This window comes from Paracoccus denitrificans, from assembly GCF_900100045.1.
In the GTDB taxonomy this organism is placed as follows: Bacteria; Pseudomonadota; Alphaproteobacteria; order Rhodobacterales; family Rhodobacteraceae; genus Paracoccus; species Paracoccus denitrificans.
Genome location: NZ_FNEA01000013.1, coordinates 140186 through 157529, shown reverse-complemented (window position 1 = coordinate 157529; position 17344 = coordinate 140186). Strand labels below are relative to the sequence as shown.

Annotated in this window: 17 protein-coding genes and 1 pseudogene; 13 read left to right on the top strand and 5 right to left on the bottom strand. The window is 63.3% G+C overall.

What is annotated here, in order from left to right; genetic code table 11:
* From BLT64_RS13465 to chrA, 4 genes are all read left to right on the top strand, one after another.
* On the top strand, positions 1-302 hold a 302-nt coding region (locus tag BLT64_RS13465; protein ID WP_139171640.1), incomplete at its 5' end, for an arsenic resistance protein.
* The gene (gene arsH / locus BLT64_RS13460; RefSeq protein ID WP_011749401.1) at positions 299-1006 is read left to right on the top strand and encodes an arsenical resistance protein ArsH; all 708 of its coding nucleotides are present in this window, start codon (positions 299-301) and stop codon (positions 1004-1006) included. The genes BLT64_RS13465 and arsH, both read left to right, overlap by 4 nt.
* A 214-nt stretch (positions 1007-1220) precedes the next feature.
* The gene (locus tag BLT64_RS13455) at positions 1221-2066 is read left to right on the top strand and encodes a chromate resistance protein ChrB domain-containing protein (protein WP_011749400.1); all 846 of its coding nucleotides are present in this window, start codon (positions 1221-1223) and stop codon (positions 2064-2066) included.
* Positions 2063-3427: a chromate efflux transporter gene (gene chrA, locus BLT64_RS13450; RefSeq protein ID WP_011749399.1), complete on the top strand. Its 1365-nt coding sequence runs from the start codon at positions 2063-2065 to the stop codon at positions 3425-3427. The genes BLT64_RS13455 and chrA overlap by 4 nt, the downstream gene beginning before the upstream one ends.
* 429 nt (positions 3428-3856) lie before the next feature.
* Here chrA and BLT64_RS13445 read toward each other — a convergent pair.
* Positions 3857-4168, bottom strand: a pseudogene (locus BLT64_RS13445) (tyrosine-type recombinase/integrase); the annotation flags it as partial.
* Positions 4169-4308: 140 nt separating this feature from the next.
* Between BLT64_RS13445 and BLT64_RS13440 the strand changes: the two are divergent.
* The 7 genes from BLT64_RS13440 to BLT64_RS13410 all read left to right on the top strand — a co-directional run bounded on the left by BLT64_RS13440 (position 4309) and on the right by BLT64_RS13410 (position 12253).
* Entirely contained in the window at positions 4309-5262 is a 954-nt protein-coding gene (locus BLT64_RS13440; protein WP_074810517.1) for a DNA-processing protein DprA, read from the top strand.
* Positions 5263-5269: 7 nt separating this feature from the next.
* Entirely contained in the window at positions 5270-6511 is a 1242-nt protein-coding gene (locus tag BLT64_RS13435) for an HAD family hydrolase (protein WP_011749396.1), read from the top strand.
* Between the two features lie 74 nt (positions 6512-6585).
* Positions 6586-7338: a S1 family peptidase gene (locus BLT64_RS13430; RefSeq protein WP_011749395.1), complete on the top strand. Its 753-nt coding sequence runs from the start codon at positions 6586-6588 to the stop codon at positions 7336-7338.
* A gap of 855 nt (positions 7339-8193) precedes the next feature.
* On the top strand, positions 8194-8838 hold the full coding sequence (locus tag BLT64_RS13425) for a ceramidase domain-containing protein (protein ID WP_011749393.1): 645 nt from the start codon (positions 8194-8196) through the stop codon (positions 8836-8838).
* Between the two features lie 183 nt (positions 8839-9021).
* Complete coding sequence (locus BLT64_RS13420) at positions 9022-9204, top strand: hypothetical protein (protein ID WP_081465088.1); 183 nt, start codon at positions 9022-9024, stop codon at positions 9202-9204.
* 19 nt (positions 9205-9223) lie between these two features.
* Positions 9224-10882 carry a recombinase family protein gene (locus BLT64_RS13415; RefSeq protein ID WP_011749391.1) on the top strand — a complete coding sequence of 553 codons (1659 nt, stop codon included), beginning with the start codon at positions 9224-9226 and terminating at the stop codon, positions 10880-10882.
* Between the two features lie 189 nt (positions 10883-11071).
* A complete protein-coding gene (locus BLT64_RS13410; RefSeq protein ID WP_011749390.1) occupies positions 11072-12253 on the top strand; it encodes a tyrosine-type recombinase/integrase in 1182 nt (393 codons plus the stop codon).
* Positions 12254-12263: 10 nt separating this feature from the next.
* Here the strand turns inward: BLT64_RS13410 and BLT64_RS13405 are convergent, their stop codons facing one another.
* The 3 genes from BLT64_RS13405 to BLT64_RS13395 are packed head-to-tail and all read right to left on the bottom strand — an operon-like array spanning position 12264 to position 14263.
* A complete protein-coding gene (locus tag BLT64_RS13405; protein ID WP_011749389.1) occupies positions 12264-12935 on the bottom strand; it encodes a class I SAM-dependent methyltransferase in 672 nt (223 codons plus the stop codon).
* On the bottom strand, positions 12932-13816 hold the full coding sequence (locus tag BLT64_RS13400; RefSeq protein WP_011749388.1) for an NAD(P)/FAD-dependent oxidoreductase: 885 nt from the start codon (positions 13814-13816) through the stop codon (positions 12932-12934). The genes BLT64_RS13405 and BLT64_RS13400 overlap by 4 nt, the downstream gene beginning before the upstream one ends.
* A gap of 3 nt (positions 13817-13819) precedes the next feature.
* Positions 13820-14263, bottom strand: a complete 444-nt coding sequence (locus BLT64_RS13395; RefSeq protein ID WP_028710141.1) for an Rrf2 family transcriptional regulator — start codon at positions 14261-14263, stop codon at positions 13820-13822.
* A gap of 112 nt (positions 14264-14375) precedes the next feature.
* Between BLT64_RS13395 and map the strand changes: the two genes are divergently transcribed.
* Entirely contained in the window at positions 14376-15125 is a 750-nt protein-coding gene (gene map, locus BLT64_RS13390; protein ID WP_011749386.1) for a type I methionyl aminopeptidase, read from the top strand.
* A gap of 32 nt (positions 15126-15157) precedes the next feature.
* On the opposite strand, the gene BLT64_RS13385 is transcribed toward map, so the two are convergent.
* On the bottom strand, positions 15158-15889 hold the full coding sequence (locus BLT64_RS13385) for an SDR family oxidoreductase (protein ID WP_028710140.1): 732 nt from the start codon (positions 15887-15889) through the stop codon (positions 15158-15160).
* Between the two features lie 91 nt (positions 15890-15980).
* Here BLT64_RS13385 and BLT64_RS13380 point away from each other — a divergent pair, with 91 nt between their 5' ends.
* Positions 15981-16886, top strand: coding sequence for an AraC family transcriptional regulator (locus tag BLT64_RS13380; protein ID WP_011749384.1), 906 nt, complete (start codon positions 15981-15983; stop codon positions 16884-16886).
* Positions 16887-17344 lie beyond the last annotated feature (458 nt).

Here is a 17344-nt window from a genome sequence, read left to right as displayed (position 1 = left end):
GGATCGCTATCCCGCTGGTGCTGTATTTCGCCATCCAGTTCGTCGTCAGCTTCGCCATGGGCCGCCTGATCGCCCGGGACTATCCGCGCAGCACCGCCATCGCCTTCACCGCCGCCGGCAACAACTTCGAGCTGGCCATCGCCGTCGCCATCGCCGCCTATGGGCTGGCTTCGCCCGTGGCCTTCGCCGCGGTCATCGGCCCGCTGGTCGAGGTGCCGGTTCTGATCCTTCTGGTCAACGCCGCCCTGTGGCTGGGCCGCCGCTGGTTCCCCGCAGCAACCCCGCAAGAGGCCCGCGCATGATCCCCGACTTGCCGAACCTGTCGCCCGGTGCGGTCCACCAGCCGGACCTGCCCCCGGTTCCGCGCGCAACCCATCCGCCGCGCATCCTGCTGCTCTATGGCTCGCTGCGGGAACGCTCCTACAGCCGCTTCGCCACGCTGGAGGCCGAGCGCCTGCTGCGGCATTTCGGCTGCGAGACGCGGGTGTTCCACGCCAATGGCCTGCCGCTGCCCGAGGATGCCGACCCGTCGCATCCCAAGGTGCAGGAGCTGCGCGATCTGTGCCTGTGGTCCGAGGGCCAGGTCTGGACCAGCCCGGAACGCCACGGCGCGATGACCGGGGTGATGAAATCACAGATCGACTGGATCCCCTTGTCGATGGGGGCGATCCGTCCGACGCAGGGCCGCACGCTGGCGGTGATGCAGGTCTCGGGCGGCTCGCAGAGCTTCAATGCGGTGAACCAGATGCGGGTGCTGGGCCGCTGGATGCGGATGCTGACGATCCCCAACCAGTCCTCGGTCGCCAGGGCGTATCAGGAGTTCGACGAGGCCGGCCGCATGCGGCCGTCGAGCTATTACGACCGCATCGTCGACGTGATGGAGGAACTGGTGAAGTTCACCCTGGCGACCCGCGACCTGTCGGCCTTCCTGACCGACCGATACAGCGAGCGCAAGGAAGCCGCGGCAAAGCTCGAGGAACGGGTAAACCTCAAGGCTGCGACATGAGGCTGGAGAGGCGCGATATCGGGCGGGGAGCGATCGCGAGACGCACCCGGATCGCACCGTAAAGGGCGACCGAACCGGGTCTGAACCGGGCAACCGTCTTGACATTCCATCGTCGTCGTCGGAATTTTCCGGCATGGGGTCTTGCGACGCCCCACGAGGCGCCAGCCGAAGTTCGCGTTCCATTCCGACAACTGACTCAATGGAGGGAACGCAGATGCCTGCGCCTGATGCCATAACCTGCGACAAGCTCGCCAAGCTGATCGGCACCGCACGATGCCCCGTCGTCCTCGACCTGCGCCGGGCGGATGCGAGAGACACCGAACCCCGTCTCATCCCCTCCGCCCGATGGCTGGCTGAGGATGAAATCGCTCCTGCGGCGCTTTCGGAGCTGGCCCGCAGCCTGGATCGTCCGGTGGTGGTCCTATGCGCCGAGGGACACGGGCGCAGCCAGGGCGTCGCCGCCTGGCTGCGCCATGAAGGGGTCGCAGCCGAGTATCTGGAGGGAGGCATGGCGGCATGGCTTGCCGCCGGCCTGCCACTCGTCACGACCACAAGGATCACCGGCCATGATCCGCAGGGTCGCAGCCTGTGGGTGACACGGGCGCGGCCCAAGATCGATCGCATCGCCTGCCCCTGGCTGATCCGGCGCTTCATCGATCCACGGGCGGTGTTTCTGTTCGTCGCCCCGGCCGAGGTCCCCGCAGTGGCCGAGCGGTTCGGCGCCATGCCCTTCGATGTCGAAGGCGTGTTCTGGAGCCATCGCGGCGAGGACTGCACCTTCGACACGCTGCTGAAGGAAACCCGGTTGAGCATCCCGGCGCTCGACCGGCTGGCGTTGATCGTGCGCGGGGCGGATACCGCCCGCCTGGACCTCGCCCCCGAAGCGGCGGGCCTGCTTGCGGCGTCCCTGGGCCTGTCGCGGATGTATTCCGACGATCTGGAACAACTCGATGCCGGATTGCAGCTCTATGACGCCTTCTACCGTTGGGCGCGCGATGCCACGGACGAGATCCACAACTGGCCCACCAACGCCAGGGGTACGGGCCGGAGCGCCACATGAAACGGCGTGATGGATTTCCAACGCTGGGCCAGGCCACCGGGGTCTGGGCCAGGATCGCCGCGCTGAGTTTCGGCGGGCCGGCCGGCCAGATCGCGGTGATGCACCGGATACTGGTCGAGGAGCGGAAGTGGCTCGGGGATGCGCGATTCCTCCATGCCCTGAACTTCTGCATGTTGCTGCCCGGCCCCGAGGCGCAGCAGATGGCGACCTATATCGGCTGGCTGATGCACGGCGTGCGCGGCGCGCTGATCGCGGGGATGCTGTTCATCCTGCCGGGTTTCATCGCCATGATGGTGCTGAGCTGGGTCTACGCGCTCTATGGCGATGTGCCGGTTGTGACCGCGCTGTTCTTCGGGCTCAAGGCCGCGGTGCTGGCGATCGTGCTGCAAGCGGTGTTCCGCATCGGCAAACGTGCCCTGAAGAACAAGGTCATGCTCGGCCTGGCCGCCGCGTCCTTCCTGGCCATCTTCCTGTTCGATGCACCCTTCCCGGTGATCGTGGCGCTGGCGGCGGCCATCGGCTGGATCGGGGCAAAGGCCGGGATTGCGGCCTTCCGGGGCGGCGGCGGACATGGCTCGTCAGGTGGCGCACATGTCAGCGACGCCGACACGATCCTTGGCGAAGACCTTGACCTTCCGCCCTCGGCGCGCAGAAACGCCTTTCGCGCGGGATGGGCGGCGGTCGCGCTCTGGCTGTTGCCGGTGCTGCTGCTGCTCGCCCTGGTGCCGGGCAGCGTCTTCACCGACATCGCGCTCTATTTCTCGAAACTCGCGGTGCTGACCTTCGGCGGGGCCTATGCCGTGCTGGCCTGGGTCGCGCAGGAGGCGGTCGGCAGCTATGGCTGGCTGCAGCCGGGTGAGATGCTCGACGGTCTCGGCATGGCCGAAACCATGCCGGGGCCGCTGATCAAGGTGTTGCAGTTCGTCGGCTTCATGGGGGCAATGCGCGAGGCCGGATGGGCCATGCCGCTGCTGGCGGCAACGCTCGGGGGCGTCCTGACGACATGGGTGACCTTCGCGCCCTGCTTCGCCTGGATTCTGCTCGGGGCACCGTTCATGGAAGGGCTGCGGGAAAACCGGGCGCTCGCGGCGGCGCTGGCTTCGGTCACGGCGGCGGTCGTGGGGGTGATCCTCAATCTCGCGATATGGTTCGCGATCCATGTGGTCTGGCGCGAGGTCGAGCCTTTCGACTGGGGCCCGGTCTCGACCAGCGTTCCGGTGCTGGAAACACTGGATGGCTGGGCGATGGCCCTTTCGGCGCTGGCGATCCTCGCGGTGTTCCGTCTGAAGCTCGGCATCGGCCTCGTGCTTGGTGGTGCGGCACTGGCTGGCCTCGGACTGCATATGGCCGGGGCGATCTGACGGCGGATGGCGAGGCCGCTGCCCGAACCCCGAAGAAACCCGGATATCCGCGATGCCAGGGCGGATGCGGGTCGCCCGCGGTCAGTTGATGGTGGTGCCTGCCCTGATTCGCATCACATGGGGATGGTCGGCATGGTAACAAGGCCGACCGGGACGCTCACCTTGCAGCTCGGTGGCGAGTACAGCCGGTTGACCACACCTGGAAACAGTGGACGGAACATCCAGAGCTGATCATTTGCGCCGGATCAGTCTCCAACGGCAGCAATGGACTCGCGAGCAACTCGCTGCGGGACAGCAAGTGGCAGGTTTGGCCGAGCCGGGCGATCTGCCCCCGGACAGGCAAGGTCGGCCCAGAGCAGTCGTTCACCTCGTCCGGATGCTCACACCTGCGTACTCCAAAGCAGCCGGTCGACAGGCGCCGCAGTAAGAAACCACCTGCTGGCGCAGCCGCACGATGGCCGCTACGTCCTGCGAAATTGGCACCCGGTGGGTCTTGCGCTGCTTGGTCGTCGAAGCGAATTTCGACCAGATGGCAAAGTCGAGGTTGAACTGTTCGAACCGCGCGGTCCGGACCTCGCCCACCCGGGCGCCGGTCAGCATGCCCATGCGGATGATCGCCACGGCGCGTTGGTCTTCGGCGGCATCCAGCACGGCCGCAAGCCGGGTCAGTTCTTCGGGTGACAGGAACCGTTCGCGGGCATGTTCGATGCGCCCATGGAACCCCTGCGCGGAGTTGGGCGCGCATGTCATCGGGAAGCGCCTTCACGATCAATATCTAGGAACATCGGCGGCCCCAGTTGAGCCGTGTTGCCGATGCAGCGCTACGAGTGTTAAGTGTATTGCCAGAACAGAAAAATCCTCCGACATACCGGCTTGCATACTTGGAACAAGAGATCATCAGTTTCCTAGCGCTTAGCTCCATCAAGGGGGTGGGATTCGAGACTCTACGGAAGATCTCGGAAAGAGGGATCGCCTACGCGGAAGTTATTGATTTACAAAACAAAAATGACGTTTCGACGATCTTACGCTCTGCCGGGGCTAGGTTGTCAGATGAGACCGCCGCACCGTGGGGTAGCACACGGGAACGTGCCCTAAGCCGAGGTTATGAGCTGCTCGATCGTCTCACAAAGATCGATGGAAAGGTCATTTTTCATTCAGACAAGGAATACCCAAGCCAACTACTCGACCTTCCGGATGCGCCGCGGTGGCTGTTCGTCCAAGGCAATTCAGAGGTGCTGCGTGGTCCATCGATTGCTGTTGTGGGCTCGCGGGAGCCATCCGACGATGGGATCTGGTTGTCACGCTATGTGGGCTTCAATTTATCTGAGTGGTCTTGTCCAACTGTTAGCGGTCTCGCAGTCGGGATCGACCAAGAAATTCATAGTGCGAGCCTTCGCGCGGGTGTCCCAACCATATCATTTCTCGGAACCGGAATCTTCTCGGACTATCCGAGAAACTCAGAAAAGCTTCGTGATGCGATCGCGAAGAGTGGCGGTGCAATTGTCACGGAGTATCTACCTGCTGACACCTACAGCTCAAAGAATTTCGTGAAGCGAAATCGGCTGCAGGCGGCACTTGCGGCCGCTCTGATTCCCGTAGAGTGGGCGGCGAAGAGTGGAACGGCTCATACAGTTCGCTATGCTGCATCTCTTTCAAGGCCAATCGCTTGCCTTCGCCTGCCATTCGGAAAAGTCCCTGACTGGGTTAACACAGAAATCGCCAAGAAAGCATCTGTGTTTACTGTTCCTCAGCAACAGCTCGAGTTCGTGCAGTTTGTCTTAGCAAGCGTTCGCTCGCGCCCTGAGCGCCAGCGCCAGCAGCTATCACTTTTTTAGGTGCCTGATGAAAACACTTAAAGTTGCACTCATTTCTCTCCGCGATGTCCTAGTGAGGAAGAAGCTGGAAAAAGAGCCGTTGGTGGAAGCAATCAAGCTATTGCAGTTCCTGGCAAAGTCTGGTGTTCAGATAGCGATGGTAAGCAACTCTAATTGGGTGATGACCGATACCCAAAAGCCATTCACCGATTTCCTTCAAGAGGCGGCAGGCTTAAAAATACCTCTGCACATCAAAGGTGTCGATTTTCGGGCCAAGCAAGATTCAGGTGCCATGGCTGATGTGCTCAAAAAGTATGGAGCTACGCCTCAAGAGGCAGTTTACATTGGTTCAACCGATGAGGACATGCAGGCCACACGAAATAGCGGTGTGCTTTTCCTGAATGCAAAGTGGTATGCTGACAACTCGCCCTATGGTTTTGAGTTCGCTTCTGCGCTCGATATTGCAAGGTTTATAGATTGTTGCTGTCTGCGACCAAAGGACTGGTTCTGGAAACACGAGTTTGACGGGTTCAGAGTTCTATCCATTGCACCTCTTGCTGAGGTCTCCAAGCGCTATCCTGAGGGCGCAAAGTACTCAACCGATGCCAAAGCCGCTGCAAAGTTCAGTAGAGGGGACCTTCGCTACTGGGGCCTCCTAATGGCCTCGCGGATCCATTTTTCAGGCATTGGGGCGGAGGTTGATTATGTCTGCCCATATCCAGGACATAGGACGGACTCGCCCAAGGGACTTCTTACAAATGCTCTTAAGATCGTCGCAGGCTCGCTGAAGGCTCAGTATCTGGATGACCTGTTGGTGCGACACGCATCAGCGGAAAAATCACAGGCAATCCGAAATAGCGGTCGGCAGCCAACACCAGAGAATCAGTTGAAGACCACCAGGCTTCGGAAGGACCCTGTTAGAACCGGAAAACTAGCGTTACGCTACAAGAGCCCTCCACTACGTGCGGGAAAGAAGGTCCTAATCGTTGACGATATTTGCACTCAAGGTCATTCTTTTGAGGCGGCTCGACTTTTCGTTCAATCCACTGGGGCTGATGCAATCGGGATTTCTTGGCTCAAGACCCCTGGTAACGATTACTCGCGTGTTTCATTCGTTGACCCGGCGATCAAGAGCCCATACCTTCCATATTCCCCGGTGAAGGTCCGTACGATCCCGCATTCCTTTAACGCTGGAATCGTGAACAACCTGGCAGCACAAGAGATTGGTGACGCATTTCAGGCCTATGGGACTTGGGTTTGGCCAACTTGAATGCGCATACGTCTGACACTCGTTCGCGCATCAAGGATATTGGTCTTTGACTGTGCTTATGCTCGGAGGTGCATATGGAAGAAAGCGACGTCCAACGCATCGTCAGGCTCACCAGTCTAGCTTGCGCTTTCATCACCGTCGAGACGCCAGAGGGCGACCAAGGTATCGGCACAGCGTTTCACATCGGCGAAGGCGTTTACCTGACCGCTCGGCATGTCATTGAAGGCAATCGCGTGCTTAGTGTCGTGCCGCATACTCGCGGCATCTTGTTCAAAAAGGACTTAAGGAAGTTCGTCCCAACGAATTCGATGATGAATGGGGAAATTCCGACCTGGAGCTTAAACCACAGCAGTCCCAAGATCGCCGACGGTCCCTACTACCATGAAAATGCCAATATCGATGTGGCGGCTTTCCGGCTAAGAGGGATTGATATCAACACGCCTCATCTTGTTCTGGGTGGGCACTACGATGATTGGATAAACGACGAATACTGGATGTTATCCAAGGCAACGGCCTTCGGCTATCCGCCGATTCCCCTTACAAACGGTCCGGTTCTCGTAGCTGCATCAGTCGAGATCAATGCGGTTATCGATACTCGTCTTGACCGATATGTTCGCTTTGTTGTTTCGGGAGCACCTCGCGGTGGCTTCAGCGGTGGCCCTGTATTTCATGAGTGGGGCTTCGTGCTCGGGATGACTATCGAAAGTCTCGAACGGCAGGGAGCAAAACATGAGGGCGGGTTTTTTACCGTCCTTAGTATTGAGTCTTTGCGTGAATGCCTCGAGAATCACGGACTACTTCCAGAGTATCAGCGTATCGATTCTTAACCTGCCGCATGGCGCCATTTTGGGCAGGCTCTTCGACGGCATGGGAGATCGGGGGCGACGGTGACCGTTCTCTGGGATGTCCGATGCGCTGTGTCTGTTGTGCCAGCGCGCATCGGAGGTGGCGGTCAAACGCCGGGAGAAAGGCCTGATTCAAGGCGCCCCGGTCGTCTTCTCCTTTGGTCGCTTGGTCATTGAGCCCCGCTGCCACGATGCCTTGGGCCATCACGATCGATTATGTTTGAAGTGGAGGCGTGAAGGGAGTGCGCAAGGTCAACAATATGTCTTCGCAAGCCTCGCCGCGAATGCGGGGTCCCACCTTTGGTGTCGCGACCGGGTCTGTGGCATCGTCGATGGTCTTTCGTTGTTATCAGTGACCCTTGTCAACGTCTGGTCAACCCACGAATGCGTCCCTCTGCGTACGCTGATCCGTCCAAATCCGGTGAGAAGCGTTGAGAGTTCCCTGCATAGGCGCCATTTCAAAGGGTTGCCTGTTATCTTGTTGAAATCAAATGGGTCTAAAGGATCAGTGGACTCGGCTCATAACCTGAAGTCCGCAGGTCCATATCTGGTCTGACCGGCTGGTCACGTCTGCCTACTGTCGCCGTGTCGCCAAAATGTCGGCTTAAGCGGTTTGGCACAGATACGACACCGCACTGGCGAAAGTCCGCTTTCCGCCCTGTGTGGCGATCCACCTTCACAACAGCGCAGCACTTACCTTCCTTCGCCTGGGTCCGTATCCTGCACGGGGACGATGAGCCTGGATGGACGACAATGGATGATCACGGATATCGCCCCGGCCTCGCGGGCACTGCGCCCCGCACAGCTGCATCCTGACCTTTGTCCGGAAGCATTCCGATGACTTGGCTTTCCCCTGTCGACGCCTATTGCGAACGGACCGGCCCGGATTACTGGTCCGAGCCGATCAATGCGCTGACCAACATGGCCTTCCTGATCGCCGCCCTGGTCCTGTGGCCGCGGCTGCGCGGGCCGGAAATGGCGATGGGCCGGGCACTGGCGGCGGTCCTGTTCGTGATCGGCCTCGGCTCCTGGCTGTTCCACACCCATGCCAACCGGCTGACCGGGCTGATGGACGTGCTGCCGATCGTCGGCTTCATCCTGCTCTACGTCTTCGCCGCCACACGGGACTATTTCGGGGCGCGTCCCTGGATCGCCGCCCTGGTAACGGCGGGCTTCATTCCCTACGCTGCCGCGACGGTGCCGGTCTTCGCGATGATCCCCGGCCTCGGCTCGTCTGCCAGCTATGCGCCGGTGCCGCTGCTGATTCTGATCTATGCGCTGCTGCTGCGCAGACGCCTGCCGGAAACGGCGCGCGGCCTCGCCGTCGGCGCCGGGATCCTGATCGTCTCGCTGACCTTCCGCACGCTGGATCAGCCCCTCTGCGGCGCCCTGCCCTTCGGCACGCATTTCCTGTGGCATGTCCTCAATGCGGTGATGCTGGGCTGGATGATCGAGGTCTGGCGCCGGCATCGGTCGCGCTGATCCCGGATTCCGGCAAGTCATTGCACGACGCCGGAGCGCGCTGCTCTACGCCACCCTGCCTTGCCGCACCCCGGCCCATGCCATTCACCGCCGATTATTCCACAGCGATTTCCATTGCTTAAGCGGATCTCTGTGCCGATGCTGGCGATTATGACCTTGCCAGCTTCCCGAACCCAGGCCACGATGACGCGGAGCGAACGCGAGGCGCTGCTCGACGCCCTGCTGCTCGGCGAGCCGGAACTCGGCTTCACGCCCCGCGGCAATCCCGACCCGCGCCTCGTCAGGCTGGTGCGCCTGCTGGGTAGGCAGGCCGCCAGAGGCAATTTCGAGGCGCAGGGCAAGACCAGGGAACCCGGCGCCTCCTGATCCGACAGGGAGTGCCGCCATGAAGGTCGCAATCTACGCCCGCTACTCCTCCGACCAGCAGCGCGATGCGTCCATCACCGACCAGTTCCGCATGTGCCGGCTGCGGGCCGAGAAGGAAGGCTGGCGGGTGGTCGAGGAATATTCCGACCATTCCATCTCCGGCGCCAGCATGATCCAGCGTCCCGGCATCCAGGCACTGGTCATGGATTCGACGCGCGGCCGCTTCGACCTAGTGCTGGCCGAGGCGCTGGACCGGATCAGCCGCGACCAGGAGGACATCGCCGGGATCTACAAGCGCATGCGCTATGCCGACGTGAAGATGTTCACGCTCTCCGAGGGCGAGATCAGCGAATTGCATGTCGGGCTGAAGGGCACGATGAACGCGCTGTTCCTGAAGGATCTGGCCGACAAGACCCGGCGCGGCCAGCGCGGCCGGGTCGAGGCCGGCAAGTCCGGCGGCGGCAATTCCTACGGCTACGACGTGGTCAAGAAGTTCGACGGCGATGGCGAGCCGAGCCGCGGCGACCGCACGATCAACGCAGCGCAGGCCGAGGTGGTGCGCCGGATCTTCCGCGACTATGCCGCCGGCAAATCGGCCAAGGCCATCGCCATGGCATTGAACAAGGACGGCATCCCCGCCCCTTCGGGCGGAGATTGGGGCTTCAGCACGATCAACGGCAACCCGAAGCGCGGCAACGGCATCCTCAACAACGAGATGTATGTCGGCAGGATCGTCTGGAACCGGCAGCGCTTCATCAAGGATCCCGATACCGGCAAGCGCCAGGCGCGTCCCAACCCGGAAGAGGACTGGGTGATCCAGGAGGTGCCGGAACTGCGCATCCTCGACGACGATCTCTGGAACGCCGTGAAGGCGCGGCAGAAGACCAATACCGTTGCACGGGACGCGCGCGGCATCGCCGACGTCCGCAAGGTGAACCACCGCCGGCGGCCCAAATACCTGTTTTCGGGGCTGACCAAGTGCGCCTGCTGCGGCGGCGGCTATTCGGCGATCTCGAAGGAGCTGATCGGCTGCTCGACGGCGCGCAACAAGGGCACCTGCGACAACCGGATGAACATCCGCCGCGACGAGCTGGAATCTCGGGTGCTGAACGCCCTGCGCACCCGCCTGGTCGACCCCGACCTCTTCGCCGAGTTCTGCGACGCCTATACGAGGGAGACCAACCGGCTGCGCATGGAAAGCGGCGCCGGCATCGACAAGGCCGAGGCGGAACTGAAGCGGATCGCCCGCGAGGAGGAGAAGCTGATGGATCTCTACATGCGGGACGCCATCTCGATCGAGGCGGTGAAGGAGCGCGGCGACAAGCTGCGCGCCCGCAAGGCGGAGCTGCAGGATTTCCTGGCCAGTACCGACGAGCCCCCGCCCCTGCTGCATCCCTCGATGGCGCTGCAATACCGGGCGCGGGTGCAGCAGCTCTACGAGACGCTGCAGAGCGACGACGAGACGCAGCGCATCGAGGCGGCGGAGATCATCCGCTCGCTGATCGACCGGATCGTGCTGACGCCGGGGGAGGATCGGATCGAGATCGACGTTCAGGGCGATCTTGCCGGAATCCTTACGCTTTCGGCGCAACGCAAAAACCCCGCGGCGGATGCAGCGGGGGCGCAAGTAAAGATGGTTGCGGGGGTAGGATTTGAACCTACGACCTTCAGGTTATGAGTTTTGATCTGGGCGTCTTCGCCACCTTTCGCCATGGTGCGAAGAAAGCGCCAATACTCGCACAACCATCTGTTAATATTGATTTACAGCGCAGACACCCCTACCCTTCTCTTCGCCACAGCAGCACAGTGATTTGCTTCCTGTTGCTTCCGATTTGCTTCCGGAAATTCCGGAACTGGAGGGGTGAAGATGACAAAGATCACGAAACGATCCGTCGACGCGGCGGCGCCGGCCGAGCAGGAGTTCTTCCTCTGGGACGAAGAGTTGAAGGGCTTCGGATTGCGCGTCTATCCATCGGGGCGAAAGATGTATCTGGCCCAGTACCGTGCCGGCGGCCGGTCGCGCCGTGTCAACATCGGGCTGCATGGTGCGATGACACCGGAAATGGCCCGCACCGAGGCGATGAAGTATCTGTCGGATGTGCGGCTCGGGGCCGATCCCGCCGGTGAGCGCGACCGCCGGAAGGCATCCCCGACCATCAAAGAGTTCAGCAAACGCTTCCTTTCGGATCACGTCGCGCTGCATTGTAAAGCCTCGACCTATGGCGAGTACGAGCGATCCATAGATCTGTTCATCAATCCGAGGTTCGGCAGTCATCGCATCATCGACATCACCCGGGCCGACGTCGTCGGACTGCACCAGTCGATGCGACATATCCCCTATCAGGCGAACCGGACCCTCGGCGTCCTCTCGGTGATGTTCACCGTGGCCCATGCCTGGGGCGTGCGCACCGACGGAGTGAACCCCTGCTGGAAGGTGAAGCGATACCGGGAGGAAAAGCGCGAGCGCTATCTCACCCCGGACGAGTTGGCACGGCTTGGCAAGGTGCTGGACTGTGCAACGGAGGAGCCCGAAGCGGCCAATTGTATCCGCTTGCTTCTTCTGACCGGATGCCGCCTCAGCGAGATTCAGACCCTGAAATGGCGCTATGTCGATTACCGCAACGGTCTTCTCCGCCTGCCGGATTCCAAGACCGGCGCCAAGCTGGTCCCGATCGGCAAGGCGGCCATCAAGGTCCTGAAAACCATCCCGAAGATCGACGGAAACCCCTATGTCATCACCGGCCGGATGGAGGGTCAGCACCTGACCGACATGCAGAAGCCGTGGCGGCGGTTGCGCAAGCGCGCCGGGCTGGACGATCTTCGTATCCATGATCTACGCCATTCCTTCGCCTCGGATGCGCTGCAGCTCGGGCAGGACCTGACGATGATCGGACGGCTCCTCGGCCATACGCAGGTTCAGACCACGGCGCGTTATGCGCATCTCAAGACCGATCCGGTCCGCTCGGCGGCGGACGCCGTCTCCGACGCTGTGGCGCAGGCACTGGCGCAACCGGTCACCGAGGACGGTGATGAAATTGCCGCAGCATGATCTGGCACTGTCACGCCCGGGCGATCCAGCCCTTGAAGGTGAGAGCGGCATAGAACAGCTGGACCTCGCGGAAGCCCGCCGCTGCCAGAAGCGCGGCATCCTCCTCGGGCGTCAGCACCGGCAGGCGTTCCTTCATCGTGGCCATGCCGGCCATGGCCTGCGCCTCGGGAACGCCGCCCGAGACCAGCCAGGCCGCATTGCGCCGCAGCCACAGATCCTGCTGGCCGTCCGCCTGCGGAAAGCTGTGATGGGCCATGGCGAAGGGCGCGCCGGGGCGCAGGCGGCGATGCAGCTGGCGCAGGGTGCGCAGGCGTTCCTCGCGCGGCAGGAAATGCAGGGTCAGCAGGCAGGTCGCGCCGTCGAAGGGGCCTTCGGGGGCATCATCGATATAGCCCTGATGGAAGGTGACGCGGCCGCCCTCCGGGCCCAGGATGTCCAGCGCCTGGGCGGTCATCTGAGGCGAAGGATCGACGCCGTCGAAGCGCCAGCCGGGATGGGCCGCGGCGAAGCCGCGCAGCTCCAGCCCGCCGCCGGCGCCGAGGACCAGGACGCGGCCCGTCTCGGGCACGCGCTCGGCCAGCAGCAGCCCGGCCATGCGGTGCAGGTCCTTGAGGCCCGGCACATGGCGCGCGACGCGGCCGGCATAGCTGGCACCGTCGCCCGGATGGGCCGCGCCGCTCATTCCGGCCAGACCAGCGAGCGGTGCAGTTGCGCCCCGGCCCATGCCCCGTCCCCCACCGCCAGTGACACCGAATGCGGTGCCCGCGCGACGTCGCCGCAGGCAAAGATGCCGGGAAGGCTGGTTTCCTTCGTCTCATCCGTCACGATCTGGCGGCCCATCGGCGTCTCGATCAACTCGCAGCCGGCGGCCTCGGCCAGCGGGCTGGCCGGCTCGGTCCCGGTCGCGGTGAACAGACCGGCGAAGGGCAGCACCCGGCCGTCGCGCAGTTCCACCTCGGCCTCGCCCGCGATCCGGGCGACGGGGGTTTCCTCAATGGCAACGCCGCGGCTGCGCAAGTCGTCGCGCTGCTCCGGCTCCAGTGTCAGGGCGCCGTTGGTCAGGAAGGTGACCTCGCCCCATTCCGGCAGCAGCTGCGCCTGATGAAGCGACATCGCGCCGGTGGCGATGACCCCGATCCGGCCCTGGTCCAGCTCGTAACCGTGGCAATAGGGGCAGTGGAACACCGTCCGGCCCCAGCGGTCGGCGAGACCCGGAATGTCGGGAAGCCGGTCGGCGACGCCTGTGGCCAGCAGGATGCGGCGGCCCGCGAATGTGTCGCCGGCTGCCGTGGAAACACGGAATTCGTCCTTGCCGCCGGCGATGGTGCTGGCCGAGCCCTCAACCCAGGTCACCGTCGGATAGGCCAGCAGCTGCCGGCACGCCTCGGCCCAGATGCGGGCCGGGTCCACCCCGTCCTGGCCAAGGAAGCCGTGTGAATAGCTGGCGAAACGGTTGCGCCGCTGCCCGGCATCAATCACCAGCACCTTGCGGCGCGCACGCGCCAGCTGCAGGGCGGCGGCCATCCCGGCATAGCTGCCCCCGATCACGATCACGTCCTGCATGTCCTACTCCTTCGCCGCCCGCCTCTGCGCATGGCGGCGGGCAAAATCCTCGGCCAGATCGGCCAGCGTCACCTCGGCGAAACGTTCCAGCAGCAGCGCCTCGGCCTCGGCAAAGGCACCCTCCAGCGCGGCATTGACCGATTGCTCGACCAGGCATTCCGGCGTCTCGTTGCGGTTGCCGATCGCGAAGATCGCCGGTTCCCCCAAGGCCTCGTGCAGCCGGCGCAGGCTGACCGCCGCCAGGTCGGCCGAGATGCGCCAGCCCCCGGCGTGCCCTCGCTCGGCCGTGACAAGCCCGGCCTCGCGCAAGAGGCCCATGGTGCGGCGCACCACGACCGGATTGGTGCCGAGGCACCGGCCAAGCGCCTCGGAGGTCACAGGTCCGTCCTGTTCCGCCATGTGCAGCAGGGCATGAAGGACCGAGGAAAGGCGACTGTCACGTTTCATGTAACTATATATGTTACGATTCGGAGCGGCGGTCAAGACAGTGATGCGGGACATCGCCACGCATCACCGCTATGATGTCGGTTACAGCATCAGATCAAAGCGGGCACAGGCGATGACGATCACCAATCAGGACGAACTCGACGGGTTGAAGGAGATCGGCCGGATCGTCGCCAACACCATGCAGGCCATGGCGAAGGCGATGGAACCCGGCATGACCACGCGCGAACTGGACGAAATCGGCCGCGCGCTGCTGGAGCGCGAGGGCGCCCTTTCGGCGCCGCAATCCACCTATGATTTCCCCGGCGCGACCTGCATCAGCGTCAACGAGGAAATCGCCCATGGCATCCCCGGCGACAGGGTGATCGCGGCGGACGATCTGGTGAATATCGACGTGTCGGCCTCGAAGAACGGCTATTTCGCCGATACCGGCGCCACATATCGCGTCGCGCCCGTGCGCCCCTCGCTGGATCGGCTGTGCCGCGATGGCAGGCAGGCGATGCAGATCGGTATTGCCCAGGTCGGCAGCGGCCGCCCGCTTGCGGGCATCGGTCGCGCCATCGGCAAGTTTGCAGAGCGGCGCGGCTATACGCTGATCCGCAACCTTGCCAGCCATGGCATCGGCCGGGCGCTGCACGAGGAGCCCGCGGAAATCCCGACCTGGCCCGCGCGCGGCGAAAAACGCCGTATCCACAGGGGGCTTGTACTGACGGTCGAACCGTTCTTGTCCAGAGGCGGCCTCTGGGCGACGGAGGCGGACGACGGCTGGACGCTTTACAGCGAACCGCGCGCCCCGGTGGTGCAATACGAGCATACGGTCGTCGCGACGGATCGCGGTGCCATGGTGGTCACGCTGCCGGGCTGAACCTGGCGGTCCTTCCCCCCGCCGACAATGGGTCAGGCCGCCAGCGCCACCGCATCGGGTCCGGCCGGATAGCGCAGCCGGTCGGAAGTGTCATTCGCCGCCAGGAACACCGCCTCGGCCACGTCGGTTTCCCTGGTGGTCAGGGCCGGGCTGGCGAAGGCGGCAAAGATCGGCGCAGCGAAATCGGCATAGGCTTCGGGGATCATGTCCTCAATGGCAAAGTCGATGTTCTGTGAAAACCGCGTGGTCGGGGCATAGCCCGGTTCGACCAGCTTTGCCCGCACACCGAAGGCCGCAAGCTCATGCGCCAGCGATCCGGTAAAGCCCTCTATCGCCTGCTTGCTGGCGGTATAGGCGGCGGCCAGCGGCATCGGCGCCAGCGTCACGCTGGAGGTCACGTTGACGATCACGCCCGACCGCCGCGCCCGCATCTGCGGGATCACCGCCTGCACCATGGCCATGGTGCCGAAGGTGTTGGTGTCGAACAGCTTGCGGACGTAATCCATCGGCGCGGCCTCGAAGGCGCCGACAAGGCCGATGCCGGCGTTGTTCACCAGCACGTCGATGGGGCCGGCGGCTTCGATGGTGGCGGCGATGCTGGCCGGGTCGGTGACGTCCAGCGGCAGGATGCGCAGGCCTTCGGGCAACAGCCCGTCGCGTGGGGTGCGCATGGTGGCGATGGCCTGCCAGCCCTGCGCGTGGAAATAGCGGGCGGTTTCCAGCCCATAGCCCGACGAGGTGCCGGTGATGAGGACGGTGTTCATGATGATCTCCTGAGTTGACAGCAGGAATGTAGCGTGCATGGTCAGGAGTATCACCAATCAGAAGTCCTGATTGAATTTGCGGAAGTCCTGAATGTCGGATCCACTTGCTCAGGTCATCGAACTTTTGCGCCCGCAGGCGGTGTTCTCGAAGGGGATCACCGCCGCAGGCCACTGGGCGGTTGAATATACCGAATTCGGCCGCCCGGCCTTTGCGGCGATGACGATGGGCCGTTGCCGGTTGTCCGTCGAGGGCGAAGAGCCGGTCACCGTCGAGGCCGGCGATTTTGTGCTGCTGCCCGCCACGCCGCGTTTCGGCATGTCCAGCCTGAACCCCGGCCCGCTGCGCCGGATCGACGCCCGGACCGACCCGGCGAAGCACGAGGTTCGCCACGGCCGGCAGGACGGCCCGCCCGAAATGCGGCAGTTCGGCGGCTGGTTCACCTTTGCGGCGCCGGACGCGGCGCTGCTGGTGACCCTGCTACCCCGGATGATCCATCTGCGCGGCGTGCCCCGCCTGACGCAGTTGGTTCATATGCTGGGCGAGGAGGCTGCGCGCGACGATGCGGGCCGCGACCTGATTCTGGCGCGTCTGGTCGAGATCCTGCTGATCGAGGCGCTGCGCGCCGCGCCGGAAGGAGCCGCGGCACCCGGCCTGCTGCGCGGCCTTTCCGATCCGCGCATCGCCAGCGCCCTGCGCAGCCTGCATGGCGACATCACCCGCACGTGGACGGTTCCCGACCTGGCCGAAACGGCCGGCATGTCGCGCTCGGCCTTCTTCGAGCGGTTCACCCGCCTGGTCGGCCGCCGGCCGATGGAATACCTGACCATCTGGCGCATGGCGGTGGCGCGCGATCTCTTGCGGCGCGGCAGCCTTGCGCTGGAGGAGGTCGCGGCGAGGGTGGGCTATGGTTCCGCCAGCACCTTCAGCACCGCTTTCAGCCGCCACACCGGCCAACCGCCGGGGCGGTATGCAAAAGCCGTGCTGGCGGAGGGATGAAAAGACGGCCTTTTGCGGCCGATCGACCTCCATGGTGGTGCACCGTCGCCTACGCCAAATCAGCCGTTCGACACGGGCTGTCACGATGCCGCGAATCTTGGTGGAAGGCGGGGCGGACTAACTCTGTAACACCATCCCCTGACCAATGATGATCTGCATAGCTCGGGGCAAGATTTGACGCGAGGCAAAGTCGTCACCGGCGCTCGGTGTAGCTTGGGTCGAGGTGTTATGGTCATTTGGAGCGCTGATGTGGCCAGCCCCGGCAATTGGTGGATCGAATTTCGCTACCCATGGGGTGATCGCATGCGCCACTGGAAAAATCAGGATCCAGACGATAAGGTGTAGGTGCGTGGCGAGGCCGCGTCATTGCCGAACGCGGATAATGGAAACCTGTCGGAGGGAGTTCTGGTGATCCACGCATCAGACCACTGCGCCTAATGCCTGAGCCAAGCCGAAGT